A 19,721-nucleotide genomic window follows, 5' to 3' on the forward strand; every position below is an offset into this window, starting at 1 on the left:
ATTAATAATTATTTTTTATATAAATAAGGGACTTAAATAATAAGTCCCTATATTTTTATTATTAATATTTATTTATATTAGAAAGAAGGCAAATACCAAGTTATTCCTGTAGTAGTTTCAAAATATAAAGGAGATGAATTATTATCTGGTGCATAATCTCCATTAATATCCATTTCAAAGTACCATTCTAAATCTTCAACTGGTGTGATATAAAGTTCATTATAAGCAGACCAAGCCAAAGCATGAGTAAGTCCTGAACCTTTTAAGCCATCATCAATAATACTGTATCCTATACCTGGTTCTAGATGTAAAGAAACTATATCACTGTTGGCATCTAAACCTAAAGTAGGTAATATTGATAATGAATAAGTTTCTCTGTCAAGTAATGTATCTCCAGTATTCATAGGTATTATTACACTATCTGATAATACTTCATAGCTTCCTAATGTTTTTCCTTTCGCCCCTAATGATGTATCGTAAGTAATTTTGATAAATGGAGTAAGTGCTACATTACCAACTGTCGCTCCAAAATATAATCTAAAATCAAAACCAAATGATGATGCATTGTATGTATTTACTAAATCTTTTGTATTGTTCATTCCATATTTTAATGTTAATCTTATTTCATTAAACAATTCCATACCTGTATAATATCTTATTTGCGGATCCATACTTATACCAGTATATTTATATTTATTAGCACCATATAATGAATCTGTAATAGCTATTTGAATTGGAACTACTATTCTTAAATTATTATCTAAAGCATTTAAAGCTAATACAGGAGTGTGTATACCTAATTTTTTATCTGCATTCAACCCCTCATCTATTCCAGCATAAGTATAATTATAACCAATACCAACACTTATTAAACTTGAAGTATAAGCTATACCAGCAGAAATTGTTGCCTCTAATTGAAAATTATCTTGATAAGTTAATATAGAACCTAATGCACCTGTATTGGCTCTAAAACCTAAAGTACCTTTAATACTATCATTTCCTAGTACAAAACCCAATTGATCCATTCTAGCTCTGAATTGATTTCCATCGGTAAGAAAATCAATCCAATCATTATTATTACCATACATACCAAAAACTAATGAATTCATGATAGATAATAAAATAATTATACTTGATGAAATTTTTCTCATTTTATCATTCTCCTAAAAAAAATTTGATTAATTATAAGTATTCACAGAAAAAAATCAACTTTGCTAAATTTATTATTTAAAAATTAACAAGAACATACACTGTCATCATGAGGGTGTTTATGTTTATGTGAAAGTTCTATATCCAGCTGATTTTTAGCTAATTCAACTAAAGTGCCTTCTTCAAAACAAAATACCCTATTTGATATTTTTGACATTCTCTCAACATCATGAGTAACCATTATTATGGATACATTTTTATTTTTATTTAATTCCTGTAATATTTTATATATTAATTCTATAGTTTCTCTATCAACTCCATTAGTAGGCTCATCAAGAACGAGTAAATCTGGATTGGATATTAATGTTCTGGCTAAAAATACTCTTTGTATTTGTCCGCCTGAAAGTTTTGATATCATTCTATCTTTATATTTTTCCATTCCTAAAATGGTAAGTACTTCCATAACTTTTTCTTTATGCTTTTTGTTTGGAAATTTAAATAAGCCAATATCAGAAAAATTATTTGACATAACTATTTCATAAACTGTGGCAGGAAAATGCAAAATTTTAGAATAAGCATTTTGTTCTAAATACCCTATTTTTTTCCAGTCTTTAAATTTACTTATATCTTCTTCATATAATTTTATACTTCCTCTATATTGATGAAGTTCTCCTAAAATAAGTTTTAATATAGTACTTTTGCCAGCACCATTAGAACCTATTATAGATACAAAATCTCCTCTATTAACATCAAAACTAATACATTTTAATATGTCATCAGAAGTATAACCAAAATGTACATTTTTAAATTCTATAATCTTATTCATATTTTTATTTTCTATTATTTATTTTTATTAATTAAGTCCGTTAGTTAATGACATAAGATTTTTTTCCATTATAGAAAAATAATCTTCTCCTGCTTTAACGTCTTCTTCGCTTAAAGATTCTATCGGATTTAATGTATATATTGTAGCTGAAGTTTCCTTAGCTATAGAATCAACCAATTTAGAACTTGAAAATTCTTCATAGAATATAGCTTTTATATTATTGTTTTTAATAAAAGTTATAATTTCAGACATAGCTTTAGGATCTGCTTCATCTCTTGCAATGGCTACTTGATTTAATGAATATTCTTTACAGAAATGTCCGAATGCTGGGTGTGTTACTACCAAATTAGTATTCTTTATATTTGATAAATTATCTCTAAAACTTTTATCTAGTTCATCTAATTTATTAGCATATATATTATAATTAGAATTATAGTAATCTGCATTATCAGGATCTATTTCTATAATGGCATTTTTTATATTTTCCATTTGTTTTTTAGCATTTATTGGAGAAAGCCAGAAATGAGGATCCAATCCTTCATTATCAATACCTAAAGAAGATTCAAGATAATTTAAATCTTTAATGCTGTCTTTTACAGTATCAACCCAATGCTCCATACCTCCGCCATTATATACAAAAAGATTTGCTTTAGTTAAATTTGCCATATCTTTAGAAGTGATTTCAAAGTCATGAGGTTCTGCACCAGTTGATGTCATATTATAAACATCTATTTTATCTCCGCCTATTTTTTTTGTAAAATCATAAATAGGATATATGCTTGCATAAACTTGTAATTTATTTTCTGCATTATTATTTGTAATATCATTCTTTTGTGCATTATTTTTTTCACAGCTTATAATTAGGCTTAATATAATAATTATTGTTGTAATTTTTTTCATAAAGTAATATTTCCTTTATTTAAAATAATTGATAAATATAATTTTTACATTATAATATTATAATTAGCAAATTTCAATATGTTTTATAGCACTAACATTTTATAATATATAAAAATACATATTTAAAATTAAGAAGTTTTTACCGAAAATTATAATGATATTATAAATTAATTAGGATAATTATGAAATATATTGTACATTTGTTGGTTATATCATTAATCTTATTATCTTGTTCAACTACTAAAGTTGCTCAAAAAGAAGAAGTTAATGATGTACTTACCGGCAGGAAGTTTAAATTAGTAAGTATATATCCTGAAATGAACATTACTATAGAATTCACATCAGATACTATTTCTGGTTTTTCTGCTGTTAATAATTATTCATCGTCATATATGCTTGATGGAGATATATTTAATGTATTATCTATATCACTTACTAAAAGAGCCGGATCAAGAGAAGAAATGGCTGCTGAAATTGATTATTTAAATATGCTTAAGAATGCTACTTCTTACAAAATTACAGGAAGACAGCTTACAATATATACTTTATTATCCAGCCATAATTTAGTTTTTGAAGAGATTTAGTTTTTTATTTATTAGGATATTTTAATGATAAGAAATTTTGCTATAATATTTTGTTTTATTACTACAATTTTTATAAGCTCCTGTGCTTCTCAAAATAAATCAATAGCAATATCTACAAGTACGCTTAATGGAAAAACTTTTCAGCTTACAAATATGTTTGAAGGCAGAGGAATAACAATATCTTTTTATAATGAAGAATTTTACGGCTACAGCGGTTTTAACACATATTTAGGTAAATATGAAATGAGAAGGGGTAATATGATCATATTTAAAGATATGGTTGTTACCAAAATGGGCGGAGAATCTGAGGCGGTAGAAATAGAAAAACAATATATAGAGTTATTAAATAAGGCTTCTTCAATAGAGCTTACAAGTACTTCTCTTACTATAATAACTTTAGATGATGAAAGGCTTATCTTTAAAAGAATAAAATAAAATGAAGAATAAAAATATTATTTATTTTATTTTAGGTATAATTATATTCATTTTATTATGGTTTTTTATCTCTTTAAAAATTAATTCTGAAATAGTATTTCCAAATATATTAACTATCATTAAAAAGTTAATTGAAATTATATTAGAGAAATCATTCTACAAAGATTTATTTTTAAGTTTAATAAGAGTATTTATCACATTTATATTATCATTTTTACTAGCTATTATATTTGGTATATTATCAGGTATATTCTCATCTATAAGATATATGTTAATGCCTATTATTAATTTTATACGCACTATACCAACAATACCATTGATATTAGTTGCTATAATATGGTTCGATAATAATACGGTACCAATATTTGTTTCTATGCTTGTGATATTTCCAATAATGTATGATGCTGTAGTTAATGGAATCATTAATGTTGATAAAAATTTGATAGAGATGTCGCTGTCCTATAATGTTTCATTAAAGAATCAAATAATAAGTCTTTATATACCATCTATAAAACCATATATATTAACTGCTGTCTCTCAATCTATGGGTATAACTTGGAAAAGTATATTAGCTGCAGAAATATTGGCATTGCCTAGTTTGGGTATAGGAAGCAAACTTTATGAATCGCATTTATATTTAGATACTGTTAGTTTATTTGCTTATTGTTTAATTGCTGTTATTTTTAATGGTATTTTTGAAATTATTATAAGGCTTAAATCATGACTGAAAATATATTTAAATTAGAAAATATTAATTTATCTTATAAGAATCTAATAATATTTAAAAATTTTAATATAGAATTTCATTTAAATAAAATTAACATAATATTAGGTTCATCTGGCTGCGGAAAAACTTCACTTTTAAATATAATATCTTCAAATATAGATAAAAATGACAAAGCATTTGTATATCAGGAACCAAGACTTTTAAATTTTTTCAACAGCTATAAAAATATAGAGTATGTATTGAAAGATAAAATAAAAAATAAAAATGAAATAGATGAAAGAATAAAATCAGCATTGGATATGGTTGGATTACAAAATAACATATATTCAAAGCCAAATGAATTAAGCGGAGGAATGAAGCAAAGATTATCATTAGCAAGGGCATTAGCTTATGATTCAAACTTCATACTTATGGACGAACCATTACAAGGTCAGGATATAAAAAAGAAAAAGGAATTAATTGATATAATAAAAAAAATACAATTAAGCACAAATAAAACTTTTTTCTATGTTACCCATGATGTATCGGAAGCTGTTATGCTTGGAGATTATTTATACATACTTTCAAATAAAAGTGAATATACTAAACTTATATATGAAAGAGAAATTAATGATTTAAATAGTAATTTACAGTCAGAGTTAATAGAAATTCTAATAAACAACTGATATATTTTCCCGCACGCAGAGTAAAATAAAAAATATAGTTCAATTATAGTTTTAATATATACCTAAACAACTATATTTTGTCATAATTTATATTTTGTAAATATAAATTATAATTTTTTATAATATCAAATATTATCTAATATTGGTTAAATATGTTTTATCCTTAAGATAAATTATTAATTTTTGTGCAATAATAAGTAATCAGCCGCACTTATAGAGGACATTCGATAAGAATAAACGATACCGTGCGGGTTGCCACTACGGCTAGTAGTTGACAAAGTTAAAAATTTTCAGTATATACCTAAACAATTATTCATCTTTAACTATTCTTTCTTTCAAATAATTAGCCTTTAATATAAACGCTTCATTTTCTTTATAAAAAAGTTTTTTAGATTCTTCATCTTTAAGAAGGGAACGCATTTCATCTTTAGCTTTACGCATTATCTCTTTATCTCTTATAATATTTCCAAGTTTAAAATCAGGTATTCCGCTTTGCTTATCGCCTAAAAACTCACCGGAACCCCTTAATTCCAAATCTTTTTCTGATATTTTAAATCCGTCAGTAGTTTCACATATTATATTAATTCTTTCTTTTATAATATCATTTAACTCACTATGAAGTATTAAATAGCAGTAGCCTAATTTATCTCCTCTGCCTACCCTACCTCTAAGCTGATGAAGCTGCGATAAACCAAAACGCTCTGCTCCTTCTATTAATATAGTTGTGGCATTAGGATTATCAATACCAACCTCTATTACTGTTGTAGAAAATAATACTTTTATTTCACCATTTGCAAATCTATTCATTATATATTCTTTTTCTTCATCTTTCATTTTACCATGTATTATTTCTATTTGAATGTCTGAAAAATAAGTTTCTTTGGCCCTTTGAAATTCGCTTGAAAGAGTAATAAAGCTCGAATCATTATTTTCTATTAATGGGAAAACAATATAACCTTGCTCTCCTTTTGCTATTCTGCTTTTTAAAAACTTGTAGCAATGATCTCTTTCATAAAGTTCTTTATATTTTGTAAGCACACCTTTTCTGCTGCTTGGCATACTCTTTATAATAGATAAATCTAATTCACCAAATAATGTTAATGCTAAAGATTGAGGAATAGGAGTTGCTGTCATAAGTAAATAATCAACATTATTTCCCTTTGACAATAATTTATTTCTTTGTGCCACACCGAATCTTTGCTGTTCATCTACTATTGCATAAGAAAGATTTTTAAATACTACTTCATCATAAATAATAGAATGTGTACCAACTAATATATTACTCTTACCCTCTCTAAGTCTTTTTAATAAATACCCTCTTTCACTTTGACTTACGGATGCTGTTAATATATCTACTTTTATAGTATCTTCCAAACCAGCTAATTTAATAATCTTTTTAAAATTATTATAATGCTGTAATGCTAATATTTCAGTTGGTGCTAAAAATGCAGTTTGAAATCCGGCTTCAGCAGGTATTAATGCAGTTAAAAAAGCTACTATTGTTTTACCTGCTCCTACATCTCCTTGAAGAAGTCTAAACATTTGCTTCTCTGAAAATAAATCTTTTTTTATTTCTTCTATAGCACTTAATTGATCAGGAGTAAGCTCAAAAGTTAAACTGGATTTTACTTTTTCTAATAAATTTGATGAATCATATCTTTTTTCTTTTATAAGAATATTAGGTCTTCTCTCAATTAAATGTATATATTGAAAAGTTAAAAATTCTTCAAATATTAAACTTTCTTTAGCTTCAGATAATGCCTCAAAAGAAGTAGGAAAATGCATCTCCATTACAGAAGCAACAAAACTTTTCAGTCTGTATTTTTTCTTTATGATACTTGGTATATCATATTTCATATTTTTTTCAAAACTTACAAGTTCATCTACAATTAAAGTTCTTAATTTCTTTTGAGAAAGTCCCTCTGTTAATGGATATATAGGTACAATTTTACCATAAGATAATGCATTTGAAGAAGGCTTTTCAAATTCAGTCATTCTGCATTGAAGTTTTCCTCTGCTTCCTCTGACAAATTTACCAGTTAAATAAAGCTTAGCACCTTTTGCAACTCCTGCTGGAAGCCTTCCGCCATATATAGGAACTTCACATACCGCAATTCCGTCTGTAACTATAACTAATGGTTTATTTCTATATTGAAAAGTAAAACTTGATATATCTATAACTTCAACATATACAACACAAGTTTTATCATTATTTTCTAATGCCTCATGTAGTTTTAAAGTTTTTCTTCTATCTTCATAAGTTCTTGGGAAAAAAAATATCAAATCATATAATGTAATTATACCTTTTTTGGATAATATTTCTGCGTATTTCGGCCCTACACCTTTTGAATATTTGATACTTTTAGTGAAAATATCTTTACTATAATCATTAGTTGTCAAAATATATAATATTCCTCTTAATTGTCTTTATCATCATCTACTATTTCATATTCAACTTCATTAATTTCAGTTTCATTAGTATCATCATCAGATTTTTTCATATCTGTTTCACTGCTGCTATCTTCTCCATATTTCCAAACTTTATATTTATGCAAATCTTCAGAGAAATATTTTACACATAAACCTATAATAAAAGCATCATCTAATAAACCAGCAAGAGGTATAACATCGGGTATTGCATCTATAGGAATTATTATATATATCAAAGCTCCTGCTACAGAAGCAATTGTTTTCCATGGTATATCTTTATAATTACCATGAATATAATCCCCTATCATATTAATCATAAGCTGTATTTGTTCTAAAAATTTTGAAAGATGAGATGATGATGATAAATTTAATATTTCCTTAGATTTTTCAAAAATTGATTTGAGTTTATCCAATGTAATATCTAATGAAAATTTATCCCATAATTCTTTTGCTTTATCTTTTATATCAGCCATAATATATTACCTATACTTATATTTTTTATATATTATAACATAAAATATAAAAATTATAAATATAATTAGTACTATATTTTTTCATTGAAAATATTGCATAAATAATAAATTATGTTATACTTAGTCAGTAAGTATCTCCAGGAGTTTAATAATGGATAAAGAACAAATAAAAGGCGTAATAATAGAAAATGATCCTTCTATACTAAGTAAATATAAAACCGCTTTTAGCAACTTATTTAATATAAGCAGTTTTGCTGATACTAATTCATCTTTAGCATATATAATAGAAAATAATTTAAGTATATATTTCTATATTATAAGATATAATGAAAACGAAAAAGACAGCATTAAATTTTTTACAGATAAAATAAGTAAAATAAATCCACAAATAAAATTGGTATTAACAAATATCTCTGAAGAATTTGATACTAATTTATATCCTAATGCTTTAATTTTCCCTAAAAACACCGATATTTCGGCTATAGTTCAATCTATTTCTAATGAAATAGCTAAGTTTGAAGAAAACAGCAAAAGAAGAAGACAATATTCAAGAGTAAATTGGCCTTTGAATGTAATTATTGCTTATAAAGATAAAATTAGAGGTACAATAGATAGAAATATATTATCCATTAGCGGTAACGGAGCTTACATATCTTCAGATACTAATATCCCTGATAAAGGTGATATGCTTGGACTTACTATATCCTTTAAGGATTTTAAACTCTTTACTGAAGCTAAAGTAGTTTGGATCAATAATGCCAATCAAAAACCTGATTTACCAAAAGGTTTTGCTGTACAATTTATTGATATTGGTATGGCTTCTCAAAAAATTATTGACCAAATTATTAGAGACAAATTATTACAAGAAATATTAGTAGAATTTAAAGATGAGAACTTCTCTTCATAATGATTCAGATATAAAAGAAGCAAAACAATTAATAAGAGCTTCATTTAAGCTTATTAGAAATAATTTAGAAGATTCTTTTATACAGAATAAAAGCAATATTATATATAAAAAATTTAAAAATATAGTTAATATTGCTAAATTTAACTCTATATGTGTATATATTGACTTCAACAATGAAGTAGAAACCAAAAACATAATCAAATATGCTATGGATAATAATATAAAAGTATCCGTACCATTTCTAGTAGATGATCATAATATGAAATTAAAATATATTAATGATTATGAAAAAGATATTAATAGAAATACTAGATTTGGTAATGGAGAACCTTTTGAACACTGTAAAGACTGCCATATTGAAGAAGTTTCAATGTTCATTATACCGGCAATAGCATTCGATGAAAAATGTAACAGATTAGGCTTTGGAAAAGGCTATTATGATAATATATTAAAATTAAATAAAAATGCCTTGAGAATAGGACTAGCCTACGACTATCAAATATTACCATCTATACCAAAAGATGATAATGATGAAATATTAGACATCATTATTAGTGAAAGTAAAGTTGTTACTGCTATTTTTTAATTATTCAATTTTATATTAATTATTCAGAGTTATTTATTAAGATTAATTTTCAGATTTATCTTCTTCTTCCTCTTCTTCAGTAGTGAATAATTTTTCCAAATCAAGCACAACTAATAATTTATCCTCTAATTTACCAACACCTTTAATATATTTTTGACCAATACCTGATAACATTGGAGGAGGAGGCTGAATATCTGAATTTGAAATAGATACTACTTTTGATATAGAGTCAATAATAATACCCATATCAACATCTTCTATTTTTACTATGATGATACCTGTATTTTTATCGCCTTCTGTTTCTTCTAAATGGAATCTCTTTTTTAAATCTATGATAGGTATAATATTACCACGTAAATTTATTACACCTTCTACAAAATCTGGGGCATTAGGAATAAGAGTAATCTTTTCCATCTTAATTATCTCTTTTGCCTGCATGATATCTATAGCATATTCACCGCTGCCTAGTCTAAAAGTAACTAGATTTGTACTATCCTCAACATCAACCCTACTTTCTGTACTTTCTACTGGTTGTTGCTCTAGCTGCTCTGCCATTTATAATGCCTCCATAAATAATTAAAAAGTAAATTCATTATCGGAAATAACTTCTTATATTTTATAATATATAGAAATATTTGCAATCAAAAAATTAAAATGAATCTAACATTTATACTATTCTAATCTATTTTTAGTTAAAAGTCAATCTATACATAAATTTATTAAATATAATTTCATATAACAATATATTTTTGTTGTAAATATTGACATTACAATAAAAATATGTTATATATTGTTGTAATATTAATTATTACAATCGTTGTTTTTCATTAAAATGGAGTAAATTATGGAAATAAAAAAAATTAATACATTTTGGAAATTATTCCCATTGATTTTTATACTAATTACTGTATTAATATTCACTGTTAATTATGGAGTACCAATAGAATTTTTACTTACAATAGGAACATTAATATCCTGTGTAATAGCTTATTTTGCAGGATACAAATGGAAAGATATGTAAAATGCTTTCATAAAAAAGATTGTTAATACTTGGATTGGAGTATTGATATTTATATTAATAGGTATTGTTGTAGGTTCTTGGGTATATTCCGGAACTGTACCAATGCTAATATATACTAAGAATTTTTAAGTTTGTCAATTTTTTATTGTTCTTTTTCCCGCCGCAAAAAGAACCAAAAAGTGCAAGTGTAAAAATTAGTACTAAATCATACTAAAAATGTCTTACATGTAATATAATTTATTAAATTAAAGTCCAAATGTAGTCTTTTTGCTTCTTTGGGGCACCAAAAGAAGTAGGGTCTGGGGCAAAGCCCCAGATATAAAATTAAAAATATAAATTTATTTTTGACAAAATATAGTTGTTTAGGTATATTATGGAATAAAATTAATTCACCCTTCTTTTATACCCTTAATGGCATTTATTGTTACATCATTTTTATCAATATTTACAGGTACTTCTTGAGATTCTGCTTCAACTGCAGGAGTTGCATTTATTGGTATAGCACAGGCAACCAATACTCCGCTTCCATTAGTTGCTGGTGCTGTGATTAGCGGTGCATATCTTGGAGATAAAAATTCTCCTATATCTGATACTACAGTTTTAGCTGCTATGGGTGCCGGTACTACACTTCAAAATCATATAAAAACTATGTTAGTTAATACTATACCTTCTGCAATATTAGCTGCTATAGTATTTACAATATTAGGATTCAATGCATCACCTGCTAATAGTGATATATTAAATTTAAAAGAAGCCAAAGAAATATTAACATCATTAGATTTGATATTCAATTTCAATATACTATTATTACTTCCACCTATATTTGTACTTATTGCAAGTGTCAAAGGAGTTAATCCGGTAATTACCATGTTTATAGGAAGTTTAATAGTCATTATATTAGGAGCTTTATTTCAAAACTTTGGAATAATAAATGCTATGAAATCATTCGTAACAGGATTTAATATATCAATGTCTCCTACAGTAAATCCAAATGATATACCATCAAATCTACATTCATTATTAAACAGAGGCGGTATGATGAGTATGATGCCAAGCGTGCTATTTTTAATACTGGCATTAACTTATGGAGCTATGCTTGAATTAATAGGAACTTTCAATACCCTCATAGAATTATTAATAAAAATAACTAGAGGTGTAAGAAGTTTAATATTCATAACTTGGTTCACAACTTTTACTATAAATTCAGCATTAAGCAGCTTACAATTTACATTCCTAACATTAGGTTCTGTACTAAAAAACGTATACGAAAAATATAATATAAATAAAGGAGTATTATCAAGAACAATGGAAGAAGGAGGAACTTTAACAGAAGTACTTTTGCCTTGGACTGTAACAGGAGTTTATATGACTTCCATACTTGGAGTGCATACTTTAGAGTACATGCCTTATTCATTTTTTAATTTAATTAGTATAGGTCTTTCATTTATTTATATGCTTACTCTGCCGAAATTTGCTGTACCATTTTCTACCTCAATAGATAAAAAATAAATTAAATAATAAATTATAAAAATAAGGCATGCTGATATAATAATCAACATGCCTCTTTATAAACAATAACAAAATTATTTAATTATCATATTTGTACATCAGCATCATAGTTTATGCCTTCTAAACCAAAGCCATGAAGATGTAAATATTCATCTCTAAATTGTGCTAAATCTGCATTAGCTTTTAATGAATCATTATCTTTGATTTTGTTCCAAGAATCAGATACTTCTTTTTGTACATCTTCTCTCAATTCCCAGTCATCTAATCTTAATCTATGTTCATTGTCAAGTTCAACACCTTTAGAAGAATATATTTTATCAGCAAACTGTCTGTACATTTGTTCTATGCAGCCCTCATGTATGCCTTTTTCTTTCATAACTTTAAATAATATGCTTATATATAATGGCATAGCTGGTATAACTGCAGAAGCTCTTGTAACAACCGCTTTAGCAACACTTACATAAGCATGACCATGTAATTTATCTTGCATTAATTTATCTATTTCTAAAGCTGTAGCTTCCAAATCATCTTTAGCCTTACCAATAGTACCATCTCTATATATATCTTTAGTCATCTCTGGTCCTATATATGAATAAGCTAATGTTAAAGCATTTTCTGATAACATATCTTCTTTTATTAAAGCTTCAATCCATAATCTCCAATCATCACCGCCCATAACTTTTACTGTAGCTTTTATTTCTTCTTCGCTTGCAGCAGGCATTTTTACTTCAATGAGTTCTTCTGTCATAAAATCAACGCCCATACCAGCATAATCTTTTCCTACTGGTTTTAAAGCTGAACGATATGTTATGCCTTCTTTTTCATCTTTTCTTATACCTGTAGCTAAACTGTATATAACACAGTCAATTTTTCCGCCGAAAAACTCTTTAGCTTCTTTAATAATATTTTCTTTAGATGATTGTAAGAAAGCATCTCCTATTATAGTTTTTTCTTTTAAACCATCTCTTTTAGCATATTCGCTGAATGCTTTATTATTATACCAGCCAGGAGTTCCAGTCTTTTCTTCTGTAGCTGCTCTTTCAAAAGATACGCCTAAAGTTGATGCTCCCATTCCATAAGCTAATACTATTCTGCTTGCAAGTCCGTAACCGCCTGAAGCTCCTAATATTAAAGCGTTTTTTATGTTAGAATTTATTTTTGGTTTAGATTTAACATAATTAATTTGATTTTCTACTTCTTTAGCACAGCCTGTAGGGTGAGAAGTTCTGCACACATTATTTGCTATTTGTGGTTTTACTACCATAATTAACAACCTCCACTTATTTTTATTTTATAAATTACATTAATAATATATCAATAATATTTTTTTTCAATATAAAAAAGCATTTTATTGTTACAGCAATGATTTTTTTTGATAAATATTTGTTTATTATATTACTATATATAATTATAAGTTTTTATAATACAGAAAATACTATATACAAATTTTTTTTAAGTACATATATTAAAATAATATAAAATTATATAAGATATAAATTATTTGCATATATTTTTGATTGAACTTATATATTAGAAACTGTTTAAAAATAAGATGTATTTCAAAAAATAGTAAAATATAAATACTAATTTTTAATGAAATACATGATTTTCCATTATTAAAAATCAAATAATAAAAAACGACCTTTAATATAAACATTAAAAGCCGTTTTAAACATAATAACAAAACATAAAATTTCAAAAAATAAATTACTTTATAAGTTTTCTCATATATCTAAAGAAATCATCTTTTTCCTTAGGAGAAATCATACAAGTATTCAAAAAGACTTCCATAATTTCTTGATTAACACTGCCCATAGCTGCCTTAACAGCGAGAGACTGATTGAGTATGTCTCCGCAATACTCACCTTTAGCTAACATTTTCTTCATACCTTTAATTTGACCTTCAATTCTGTTTAATCTGATAATAAGTCTCTTACGTCTTTCCAAAGCCTCTTCCCTATCAAATTTAGATACCTTATTGCTATCACCAAAATGTTTATTCCAAGCTTTTAATCCCCCCTCTAGTACATAAAGATTGTTAAATCCTTCATCTTTCATATACTCTGCTGCTTTTACACTTAACTTACCAACGGAGCAATACAACATATAAGGGAGTTCTTTATCAAGCTTAGATATCTCTCTTTTAAACACTCTTGGCTTAAGGAAATCTATAGAAATGGAATCTTCAATCATACCTTCATAGTTATGCTCCATCTCTGTTCTTACATCAAGTATAACTATATTTTCGATATTTTTAATAATTTCACCCGCCTCCGAAGGAGACACTATATTTAATCCATTTTCTATAACCATAATTTAAATCCTTAAAAAAATCTATATATTTCTATTATATAAAAAAAATAGATTTTTACAAAATATTTTTTCAAAATAAAATACAAAAATAGTTTATATTACATAAAAAAGGCTATTTTTCTAATAAACAAAAATAGCCTTATATAAATTAATTTACAATAAAATTATTTGAAATATGATGTTAATATTGGTTTTCTTCCTGTAGTTTTATCATTATAATACTCATATTGTGATAAGCCTATAAATCCGCCTGAAACATTAACTACATTATCAAATCCCATGTTTTGAAGTATTTTACAAGCAGTATAGCTGGTTAATCCTGTTTTACAAGTAATGTATACTGTTCTGTCTCTAGGTATTTCATTATATCTGCTTCTTAATGCTCCTAAAGGTATATTAACAGCTTTTTCTAAATGTCCTGCAGCAAAATCTTCCGGCATTCTTACATCTAAGAAATAAGAATCTTTTTCAACTAATTCTCTAACCTGACTATAATGTACTTGCTTAAAGTCTCCATTTCTTAAATTAGATGCCACATAACCAGCAAAATTAACTACATCTTTAGCAGTTCCGAATGAAGGAGCATAACATAATTCTAAATCTTTCAAATCATCTATAGTTCCTCCAAATTTTATAACTGTAGCTATAACATCTATTCTCTTATCAACATTTCCTCTGCCTATTGCTTGAGCACCTAAAACTTTTCCTGTTGGTACTTCATATATAAGCTTGAAATGCATTAATTTTGAAGTAGGCATAATTGATACACCGTCAAAAGGAATAATTTCAACTGTATCATAGTCTATATTCAAATTCATAGCCTTAATAAAGCCTTCTGAAAGTCCTGTAGAAGCTCCATTATATCCGAATACTTTTATAACTGATGAACCTATGAATCCTCTGTTATCTACAGTTCTTCCATTAATATGGTCTGCAACTGCTCTAGCTTGCTTTTGAGCAGGGCCAGCTAATGCCAATTTGAAATAATCATTGAATAATGCTCCGTAAACTTCTATAGCATCACCTACAGCATAAATATCTTTATCATTAGTTCTATAATTAGAATCAACTTTAATAGCTTTAGTTTTTCCTAATTCTATACCTGCTTTAACTGCTATATCAGTTTCCGGTGCTACTCCTATAGCAAGTACAACAGCATCAGCTTCTACTTTTTTTCCTGAAGCCAAAACTACTGTATTAGTATCAAAACTATCAACTTTATCATTAACAATTAATTCAACACCATTATCAATTAATTCTCTATGTAGAATTTGAACCATATCATAATCGAAAGGCTTCATTATTTGAGGCAATGCTTCTACTATTGTTACATTATATCCGGCATGCTTCAAATTTTCAGCCATCTCAATACCTATAAATCCGCCGCCTATAACAGCTACTTTAGCTTTAGGCTTACCATTAAGGAAATGATGTATTTTACTTATATCAACAACATTTCTTACAGTAAATACATTAACTTTTTCTATTCCTTTAATAGGAGGAACTATAGGTTTAGCACCCATAGAAAGTATAAGTTTATCATAACTTTCTTTATATTCCTTACCCTCGCATACAACAGTAACTTCTTTTTTTTCTCTATCTATAGCTATAACTTCACTATTAACTCTGGCATCAACATTAAATTGCTTTAAGAATTTCTCAGGCGACATAAGAAGTAAAGTTTCTTCATTAGGAATTAATCCGCCTATATGATAAGGAAGCGAACAATTAGAAAATGATACATGAGGCCCTTTTTCAAACATTATTATTTTATCTTGTTCATTTAATCTTCTAAGTCTTGCAGCAGCTGAAGCTCCTCCTGCAACACCGCCTACTATTAATATTTTTTTCATTTTTTCACTCCATAAATATATATTTATTTAATATACCTAGTATATGTATAATATATAAAGAAGTCAATATATTTTAATAATAAAAAAAATAAAAAGTAAAACATTTTATTTGTAATATTTGTATAAAATTTAATAAATATTACATACATTCCGATATTAAATGTATATAAATAAAGTCTTTGGAGGTTATAAATGGGAGTTTATTCTATTTTTTCATCTGAAATGTTTCCATTGACTAGACATATGACTTCTGCTGGATTAAATGTTTACAATTCTTCAGCTTATGGTTCTGCTCAATCTGCTGAGAAAGTTGCAAGCATAGTAACTCCTCAGGGATCATCTATGCCAATCAATAATAATATTGGAAAGAATTTAGATGTGTATGCTTAATTATTGTTCCTGACCAATTGTGTTTTTTGAAATAATAAAAATGCAATTGGTCTTTAATTTTATTAAATTATGTAAACATTAAATTATTATAATATATTCCATAGCATTTATTTTCTAATATTTTTATATAAATTAACTTGATAAAATATATGATTGCTTTACAATTATAGAAGTAAATTGTTTTATTTATGTAAAGTAAGGAGGATAAACATGGATATTTCAGCTTATAATACTTATTCCACAGCAATGCTTAAACAAGATGTATCTTTAAGTATGATAAGAAAAACTTCTGATATGCAAGCTCAAGCAGTAGATAAAATAATGAGCAGCGTTCAGCCTCAAGCTGTTTCTGCTCCTGTTAGACCTGGAATCGGTCAAAATTTAAATGTTTATGCATAAGAAACAATAAATACCTATGGGCTGCTAATAATAATTCATTATTGGCAGCATTTTTTTATATAAATATGTCCTCACAATACAATACCGCTCATAAGTAGACAAAAATTACTTTTTTCTCAAATAGTCAAATTATAAATTGTTTTTTTAAATAAAATTTTTATATATCATAACTAATATAAGGTTAAAGTATTATACTGGAGTTTTTTATGATGGACACAGAAGTAGTATTAAAAAATTTAGGTCAAAATATAAGAGAATTAAGAAAAAGTAAAAAAATGACTATAGATCAGCTCGCAGAAAAATCCTCATTATCTGGAAAATACTTACAAGGTGTTGAAGTTGGAAACAGAAATATATCAATAAAAAATCTAAATAAAATATGTAAAGCCTTAGAAACCTCACCTGATATACTATTAAATATGAAACCATATAATCTAAAAAACTCTGAAGAAAAAATATTTGCCATATCAGAGAAGTTGAAAAAATTTGAAGAAAATAAATTAGATTTTATAGGAAATATGCTAGATCATCTTAATAATATAATGAGAGAACAATCTCAAAATAATAATTCAAAAGATGATAAACAATAAAATTTAATCTCTTATACTAAACTCACATCCGCAGTAATTCTGTCTGTAAAGACCAGCTTCATTTGCTATTATATTAGTCTTTTTAAATCCGTCTTTCTTTTTAAAATCGAAATGTAAATAATCAATTCCATCATATTCTTTAGATAAGGACTCCCCTATCATTTGTATAACTTTACTATTTTTATGAGGACTTACTGTCATTACTGTAGCAACATATTTAGCATTTATACTTTTAGCATACTCAAATGCTTTTCTCATTCTATGTTTAAAACAAATACTGCATCTTGCCCCTTTTTCCGGTTCATTCTCAAAACCTTTTATATCATCATACCAATTTTTCACAGCATCATTTTCTTCATGAACATGAATATTTATACCCAAAGAATTAGCATAATTTATAAACTCATCACGCCTTCTTTCATATTCTGAAATAGGATATATATTTGGATTATAAAAATAAAATACACTATCATAATCTTCAAGTATAGTATGAGGATAAGACATGCAAACAGCACAGCATGTATGAACAACTAATTTTTCTTTCATAAAACAACCTTAAATAATAATAAAAATTATCTTTTATTGGCTTTTAATGTAATAGTTTTATCATCGAAGCTGCTTATTATTATTTGATATCCCATATTCTTAGCTTTTGAATTGATATCTACAGCTAAATCTCTGCTGCTTCCTATATAAGTAACTACATATTTAGAAGAATCGCCTGAAATACCTCTATTATAAACACTTTTCAATCCGCTTACATTCTTTTTCAATGCTTCTTCAAAACCTATAGAATCATTAAAATCAAGTCCTTTAACATATATGGTATACTCTGTACCATTTTGAACTTCGCTTTGCCATTTACTAACTATTTGATTAACAAAATCTTCTGATACAGAATCTGCAGATTTAACCAATGCTATTGAATGGGCATCTTTATCGCTTCCGCCTACTCCTCCAGCCTGATGAGTAACTCTTGCTATAGTACTGTAATCTGATATATTAACTGCTGTAATTGCAATATCGCTTCTATAGCTTTTCATTGCTGTACCTTTTATAGTAGTAAAGAATGAAGCATTAGCCTTTCCTAATATGGCTATTTGAGCACCTGTAGCCTCTGCTATCTTTTTTATAGAATCTGAAGAACGTGAAGTATCTTCATAAGTGATATTTTCTTTTCTCATAGCATTTTTTAATGATGAAGCACTTACAAATTTAAATCCCTTCTCGCTCATATTTCTTTCTAATTCAACATTAAATGATTCACTTAAATTTCCTGTTTCATCTGTAACAAGCGTAACTATAAGAGGCATATTTTTTCTATCCATAAGTATTCCCATAGCCTGCAAATTATCCTGAAGCATATCAACACCTACAGTAGCCTCTATTTTTGAATACCATACTGAACCTGATTTTGCAATATTTAACACTTTATATGCAGATATATAACCTGTTGTATTATCATATATTTTTGAACTTATAAGTTTATTATTTTCTACCAAAGTAGTTCCCTGCACCATAGAACCAACTGCCTGCTCTACAGCATTACGCTTAGCACTTTCTATTGATCTTTCTATGGCATCAGCCTCCCCTCTGCCGTCAGCAGAAGCAAAACCTTCAGCAACTATTTTTGTAGTTTTGCCGCCTTTAAAGTCTGGGTTTTTCCAGTTATTAACTATTCCGATTTCTCCTGTATCTTCTCCTACATACACACCGCTTGATGTGCTTTTAGATGTTGTAGCACAAGATATAGCAAATAAAGATAAAAAAACAAATAGATATAATTTATTAAACTTCATTTTCATATTAACATAAACCTCTAATCATTAGTTACTAAAATAACTTAAATAGTTTATCGAATAAAAATATAATTACTGCAATTATATTTTAACCCTATAATATAGTTATAAGCATATATATTATAATAAAGTTATATTTTTTCAAGAATTAATTATAATTAAAAA

At 26.8% G+C, this 19,721-nt stretch carries 21 protein-coding genes and 1 pseudogene; 11 read left to right on the plus strand and 11 right to left on the minus strand.

The window, feature by feature from the left end; all coding sequences use genetic code 11:
- Window positions 1-77: 77 nt before the first annotated feature.
- The 3 genes from R4K56_RS12020 to R4K56_RS12030 all read right to left on the minus strand — a co-directional run bounded on the left by R4K56_RS12020 (window position 78) and on the right by R4K56_RS12030 (window position 2,875).
- Window positions 78-1,151: a cell surface protein gene (locus R4K56_RS12020; protein ID WP_335772681.1), complete on the minus strand. Its 1,074-nt coding sequence runs from the start codon at window positions 1,149-1,151 to the stop codon at window positions 78-80.
- An 83-nt stretch (window positions 1,152-1,234) separates the two neighbouring features.
- Window positions 1,235-1,975: a metal ABC transporter ATP-binding protein gene (locus R4K56_RS12025; protein WP_335757972.1), complete on the minus strand. Its 741-nt coding sequence runs from the start codon at window positions 1,973-1,975 to the stop codon at window positions 1,235-1,237.
- A 27-nt stretch (window positions 1,976-2,002) separates the two neighbouring features.
- Window positions 2,003-2,875 carry a metal ABC transporter solute-binding protein, Zn/Mn family gene (locus R4K56_RS12030; RefSeq protein WP_335772680.1) on the minus strand — a complete coding sequence of 291 codons (873 nt, stop codon included), beginning with the start codon at window positions 2,873-2,875 and terminating at the stop codon, window positions 2,003-2,005.
- A 182-nt stretch (window positions 2,876-3,057) separates the two neighbouring features.
- Between R4K56_RS12030 and R4K56_RS12035 the strand changes: the two genes are divergently transcribed.
- From R4K56_RS12035 to R4K56_RS12050, 4 genes are read left to right on the plus strand one after another with little or no spacing between them, the layout of a single operon-like run.
- Window positions 3,058-3,459, plus strand: coding sequence for an META domain-containing protein (locus R4K56_RS12035; RefSeq protein ID WP_335757974.1), 402 nt, complete (start codon window positions 3,058-3,060; stop codon window positions 3,457-3,459).
- Window positions 3,460-3,483: 24 nt separating this feature from the next.
- A complete protein-coding gene (locus R4K56_RS12040; protein WP_335772679.1) occupies window positions 3,484-3,894 on the plus strand; it encodes an META domain-containing protein in 411 nt (136 codons plus the stop codon).
- Window position 3,895: 1 nt separating this feature from the next.
- Window positions 3,896-4,618, plus strand: coding sequence for an ABC transporter permease (locus R4K56_RS12045; protein WP_297296555.1), 723 nt, complete (start codon window positions 3,896-3,898; stop codon window positions 4,616-4,618).
- Window positions 4,615-5,286 (plus strand): ATP-binding cassette domain-containing protein, encoded by a 672-nt coding sequence (locus R4K56_RS12050; protein WP_335772678.1) that lies wholly within the window; start codon window positions 4,615-4,617, stop codon window positions 5,284-5,286. Before R4K56_RS12045 ends, R4K56_RS12050 begins: the two co-directional genes overlap by 4 nt.
- Before the next feature lie 309 nt (window positions 5,287-5,595).
- Here R4K56_RS12050 and recG read toward each other — a convergent pair whose 3' ends face one another.
- Together recG and R4K56_RS12060 are read right to left on the minus strand one after the other, a co-directional pair.
- Window positions 5,596-7,686, minus strand: coding sequence for an ATP-dependent DNA helicase RecG (gene recG, locus R4K56_RS12055; RefSeq protein ID WP_335772677.1), 2,091 nt, complete (start codon window positions 7,684-7,686; stop codon window positions 5,596-5,598).
- Between the two features lie 17 nt (window positions 7,687-7,703).
- Window positions 7,704-8,189: a YkvA family protein gene (locus R4K56_RS12060; RefSeq protein WP_335757979.1), complete on the minus strand. Its 486-nt coding sequence runs from the start codon at window positions 8,187-8,189 to the stop codon at window positions 7,704-7,706.
- Window positions 8,190-8,340: 151 nt separating this feature from the next.
- Here R4K56_RS12060 and R4K56_RS12065 point away from each other — a divergent pair, with 151 nt between their 5' ends.
- Window positions 8,341-9,096, plus strand: a complete 756-nt coding sequence (locus tag R4K56_RS12065; RefSeq protein WP_335772676.1) for a PilZ domain-containing protein — start codon at window positions 8,341-8,343, stop codon at window positions 9,094-9,096.
- Window positions 9,077-9,682: a 5-formyltetrahydrofolate cyclo-ligase gene (locus tag R4K56_RS12070; RefSeq protein WP_335757981.1), complete on the plus strand. Its 606-nt coding sequence runs from the start codon at window positions 9,077-9,079 to the stop codon at window positions 9,680-9,682. Before R4K56_RS12065 ends, R4K56_RS12070 begins: the two co-directional genes overlap by 20 nt.
- Window positions 9,683-9,724: 42 nt before the next feature.
- On the opposite strand, the gene R4K56_RS12075 is transcribed toward R4K56_RS12070, so the two are convergent.
- Window positions 9,725-10,237, minus strand: a complete 513-nt coding sequence (locus R4K56_RS12075) for a chemotaxis protein CheW (protein ID WP_297296567.1) — start codon at window positions 10,235-10,237, stop codon at window positions 9,725-9,727.
- Window positions 10,238-10,526: 289 nt separating this feature from the next.
- Here R4K56_RS12075 and R4K56_RS14775 point away from each other — a divergent pair, with 289 nt between their 5' ends.
- Both R4K56_RS14775 and R4K56_RS12085 read left to right on the plus strand, forming a co-directional pair.
- Window positions 10,527-10,703, plus strand: a complete 177-nt coding sequence (locus R4K56_RS14775; RefSeq protein WP_418233762.1) for a hypothetical protein — start codon at window positions 10,527-10,529, stop codon at window positions 10,701-10,703.
- 366 nt (window positions 10,704-11,069) lie between these two features.
- A pseudogene (locus R4K56_RS12085) lies at window positions 11,070-12,212 on the plus strand (Na+/H+ antiporter NhaC family protein); the annotation flags it as partial.
- Window positions 12,213-12,297: 85 nt separating this feature from the next.
- Here the strand turns inward: R4K56_RS12085 and fabV are convergent.
- The 3 genes from fabV to R4K56_RS12100 form a co-directional block, all read right to left on the minus strand.
- Window positions 12,298-13,476, minus strand: coding sequence for an enoyl-ACP reductase FabV (fabV, locus tag R4K56_RS12090; protein ID WP_335772675.1), 1,179 nt, complete (start codon window positions 13,474-13,476; stop codon window positions 12,298-12,300).
- A 443-nt stretch (window positions 13,477-13,919) separates the two neighbouring features.
- Window positions 13,920-14,525: a metal-sensing transcriptional repressor gene (locus tag R4K56_RS12095; protein ID WP_335772674.1), complete on the minus strand. Its 606-nt coding sequence runs from the start codon at window positions 14,523-14,525 to the stop codon at window positions 13,920-13,922.
- Between the two features lie 164 nt (window positions 14,526-14,689).
- Window positions 14,690-16,378: an FAD-dependent oxidoreductase gene (locus R4K56_RS12100; RefSeq protein WP_335757353.1), complete on the minus strand. Its 1,689-nt coding sequence runs from the start codon at window positions 16,376-16,378 to the stop codon at window positions 14,690-14,692.
- Window positions 16,379-16,570: 192 nt separating this feature from the next.
- Here R4K56_RS12100 and R4K56_RS12105 point away from each other — a divergent pair, with 192 nt between their 5' ends.
- From R4K56_RS12105 to R4K56_RS12115, 3 genes are all read left to right on the plus strand, one after another.
- Entirely contained in the window at window positions 16,571-16,768 is a 198-nt protein-coding gene (locus tag R4K56_RS12105; protein ID WP_335757354.1) for a hypothetical protein, read from the plus strand.
- Window positions 16,769-16,978: 210 nt separating this feature from the next.
- On the plus strand, window positions 16,979-17,167 hold the full coding sequence (locus R4K56_RS12110; protein WP_297296583.1) for a putative motility protein: 189 nt from the start codon (window positions 16,979-16,981) through the stop codon (window positions 17,165-17,167).
- A 206-nt stretch (window positions 17,168-17,373) separates the two neighbouring features.
- A complete protein-coding gene (locus tag R4K56_RS12115) occupies window positions 17,374-17,757 on the plus strand; it encodes a helix-turn-helix domain-containing protein (RefSeq protein WP_335757355.1) in 384 nt (127 codons plus the stop codon).
- Between the two features lie 3 nt (window positions 17,758-17,760).
- Here the strand turns inward: R4K56_RS12115 and R4K56_RS12120 are convergent, their stop codons facing one another.
- Together R4K56_RS12120 and R4K56_RS12125 are read right to left on the minus strand one after the other, a co-directional pair.
- Window positions 17,761-18,303 (minus strand): epoxyqueuosine reductase QueH, encoded by a 543-nt coding sequence (locus tag R4K56_RS12120; protein ID WP_335757356.1) that lies wholly within the window; start codon window positions 18,301-18,303, stop codon window positions 17,761-17,763.
- A gap of 26 nt (window positions 18,304-18,329) precedes the next feature.
- Window positions 18,330-19,562: a hypothetical protein gene (locus tag R4K56_RS12125; protein WP_335757357.1), complete on the minus strand. Its 1,233-nt coding sequence runs from the start codon at window positions 19,560-19,562 to the stop codon at window positions 18,330-18,332.
- Between the last annotated feature and the right edge of the window lie 159 nt (window positions 19,563-19,721).

This window comes from Brachyspira pulli (genome assembly GCF_036997785.1).
Lineage (GTDB): Bacteria > Spirochaetota > Brachyspiria > Brachyspirales > Brachyspiraceae > Brachyspira > Brachyspira pulli.

What these genes read in the sequence shown, in the direction of transcription:
- R4K56_RS12100 (WP_335757353.1), bottom strand. Translation starts at nt 16,378, where the DNA reads ATGAAAAAAATATTAATAGTAGGCGGTGTTGCAGGAGGAGCTTCAGCT.
- R4K56_RS12050 (WP_335772678.1), top strand. Translation starts at nt 4,615, where the DNA reads ATGACTGAAAATATATTTAAATTAGAAAATATTAATTTATCTTATAAG.
- R4K56_RS12095 (WP_335772674.1), bottom strand. Translation starts at nt 14,525, where the DNA reads ATGGTTATAGAAAATGGATTAAATATAGTGTCTCCTTCGGAGGCGGGT.
- R4K56_RS12075 (WP_297296567.1), bottom strand. Translation starts at nt 10,237, where the DNA reads ATGGCAGAGCAGCTAGAGCAACAACCAGTAGAAAGTACAGAAAGTAGG.
- R4K56_RS12020 (WP_335772681.1), bottom strand. Translation starts at nt 1,151, where the DNA reads ATGAGAAAAATTTCATCAAGTATAATTATTTTATTATCTATCATGAAT.
- R4K56_RS12030 (WP_335772680.1), bottom strand. Translation starts at nt 2,875, where the DNA reads ATGAAAAAAATTACAACAATAATTATTATATTAAGCCTAATTATAAGC.
- R4K56_RS14775 (WP_418233762.1), top strand. Translation starts at nt 10,527, where the DNA reads ATGGAAATAAAAAAAATTAATACATTTTGGAAATTATTCCCATTGATT.
- R4K56_RS12110 (WP_297296583.1), top strand. Translation starts at nt 16,979, where the DNA reads ATGGATATTTCAGCTTATAATACTTATTCCACAGCAATGCTTAAACAA.
- fabV (WP_335772675.1), bottom strand. Translation starts at nt 13,476, where the DNA reads ATGGTAGTAAAACCACAAATAGCAAATAATGTGTGCAGAACTTCTCAC.
- R4K56_RS12065 (WP_335772676.1), top strand. Translation starts at nt 8,341, where the DNA reads ATGGATAAAGAACAAATAAAAGGCGTAATAATAGAAAATGATCCTTCT.
- R4K56_RS12035 (WP_335757974.1), top strand. Translation starts at nt 3,058, where the DNA reads ATGAAATATATTGTACATTTGTTGGTTATATCATTAATCTTATTATCT.
- R4K56_RS12060 (WP_335757979.1), bottom strand. Translation starts at nt 8,189, where the DNA reads ATGGCTGATATAAAAGATAAAGCAAAAGAATTATGGGATAAATTTTCA.
- R4K56_RS12025 (WP_335757972.1), bottom strand. Translation starts at nt 1,975, where the DNA reads ATGAATAAGATTATAGAATTTAAAAATGTACATTTTGGTTATACTTCT.
- R4K56_RS12120 (WP_335757356.1), bottom strand. Translation starts at nt 18,303, where the DNA reads ATGAAAGAAAAATTAGTTGTTCATACATGCTGTGCTGTTTGCATGTCT.
- R4K56_RS12070 (WP_335757981.1), top strand. Translation starts at nt 9,077, where the DNA reads ATGAGAACTTCTCTTCATAATGATTCAGATATAAAAGAAGCAAAACAA.
- R4K56_RS12105 (WP_335757354.1), top strand. Translation starts at nt 16,571, where the DNA reads ATGGGAGTTTATTCTATTTTTTCATCTGAAATGTTTCCATTGACTAGA.
- R4K56_RS12115 (WP_335757355.1), top strand. Translation starts at nt 17,374, where the DNA reads ATGATGGACACAGAAGTAGTATTAAAAAATTTAGGTCAAAATATAAGA.
- R4K56_RS12040 (WP_335772679.1), top strand. Translation starts at nt 3,484, where the DNA reads ATGATAAGAAATTTTGCTATAATATTTTGTTTTATTACTACAATTTTT.
- R4K56_RS12045 (WP_297296555.1), top strand. Translation starts at nt 3,896, where the DNA reads ATGAAGAATAAAAATATTATTTATTTTATTTTAGGTATAATTATATTC.
- R4K56_RS12125 (WP_335757357.1), bottom strand. Translation starts at nt 19,562, where the DNA reads ATGAAAATGAAGTTTAATAAATTATATCTATTTGTTTTTTTATCTTTA.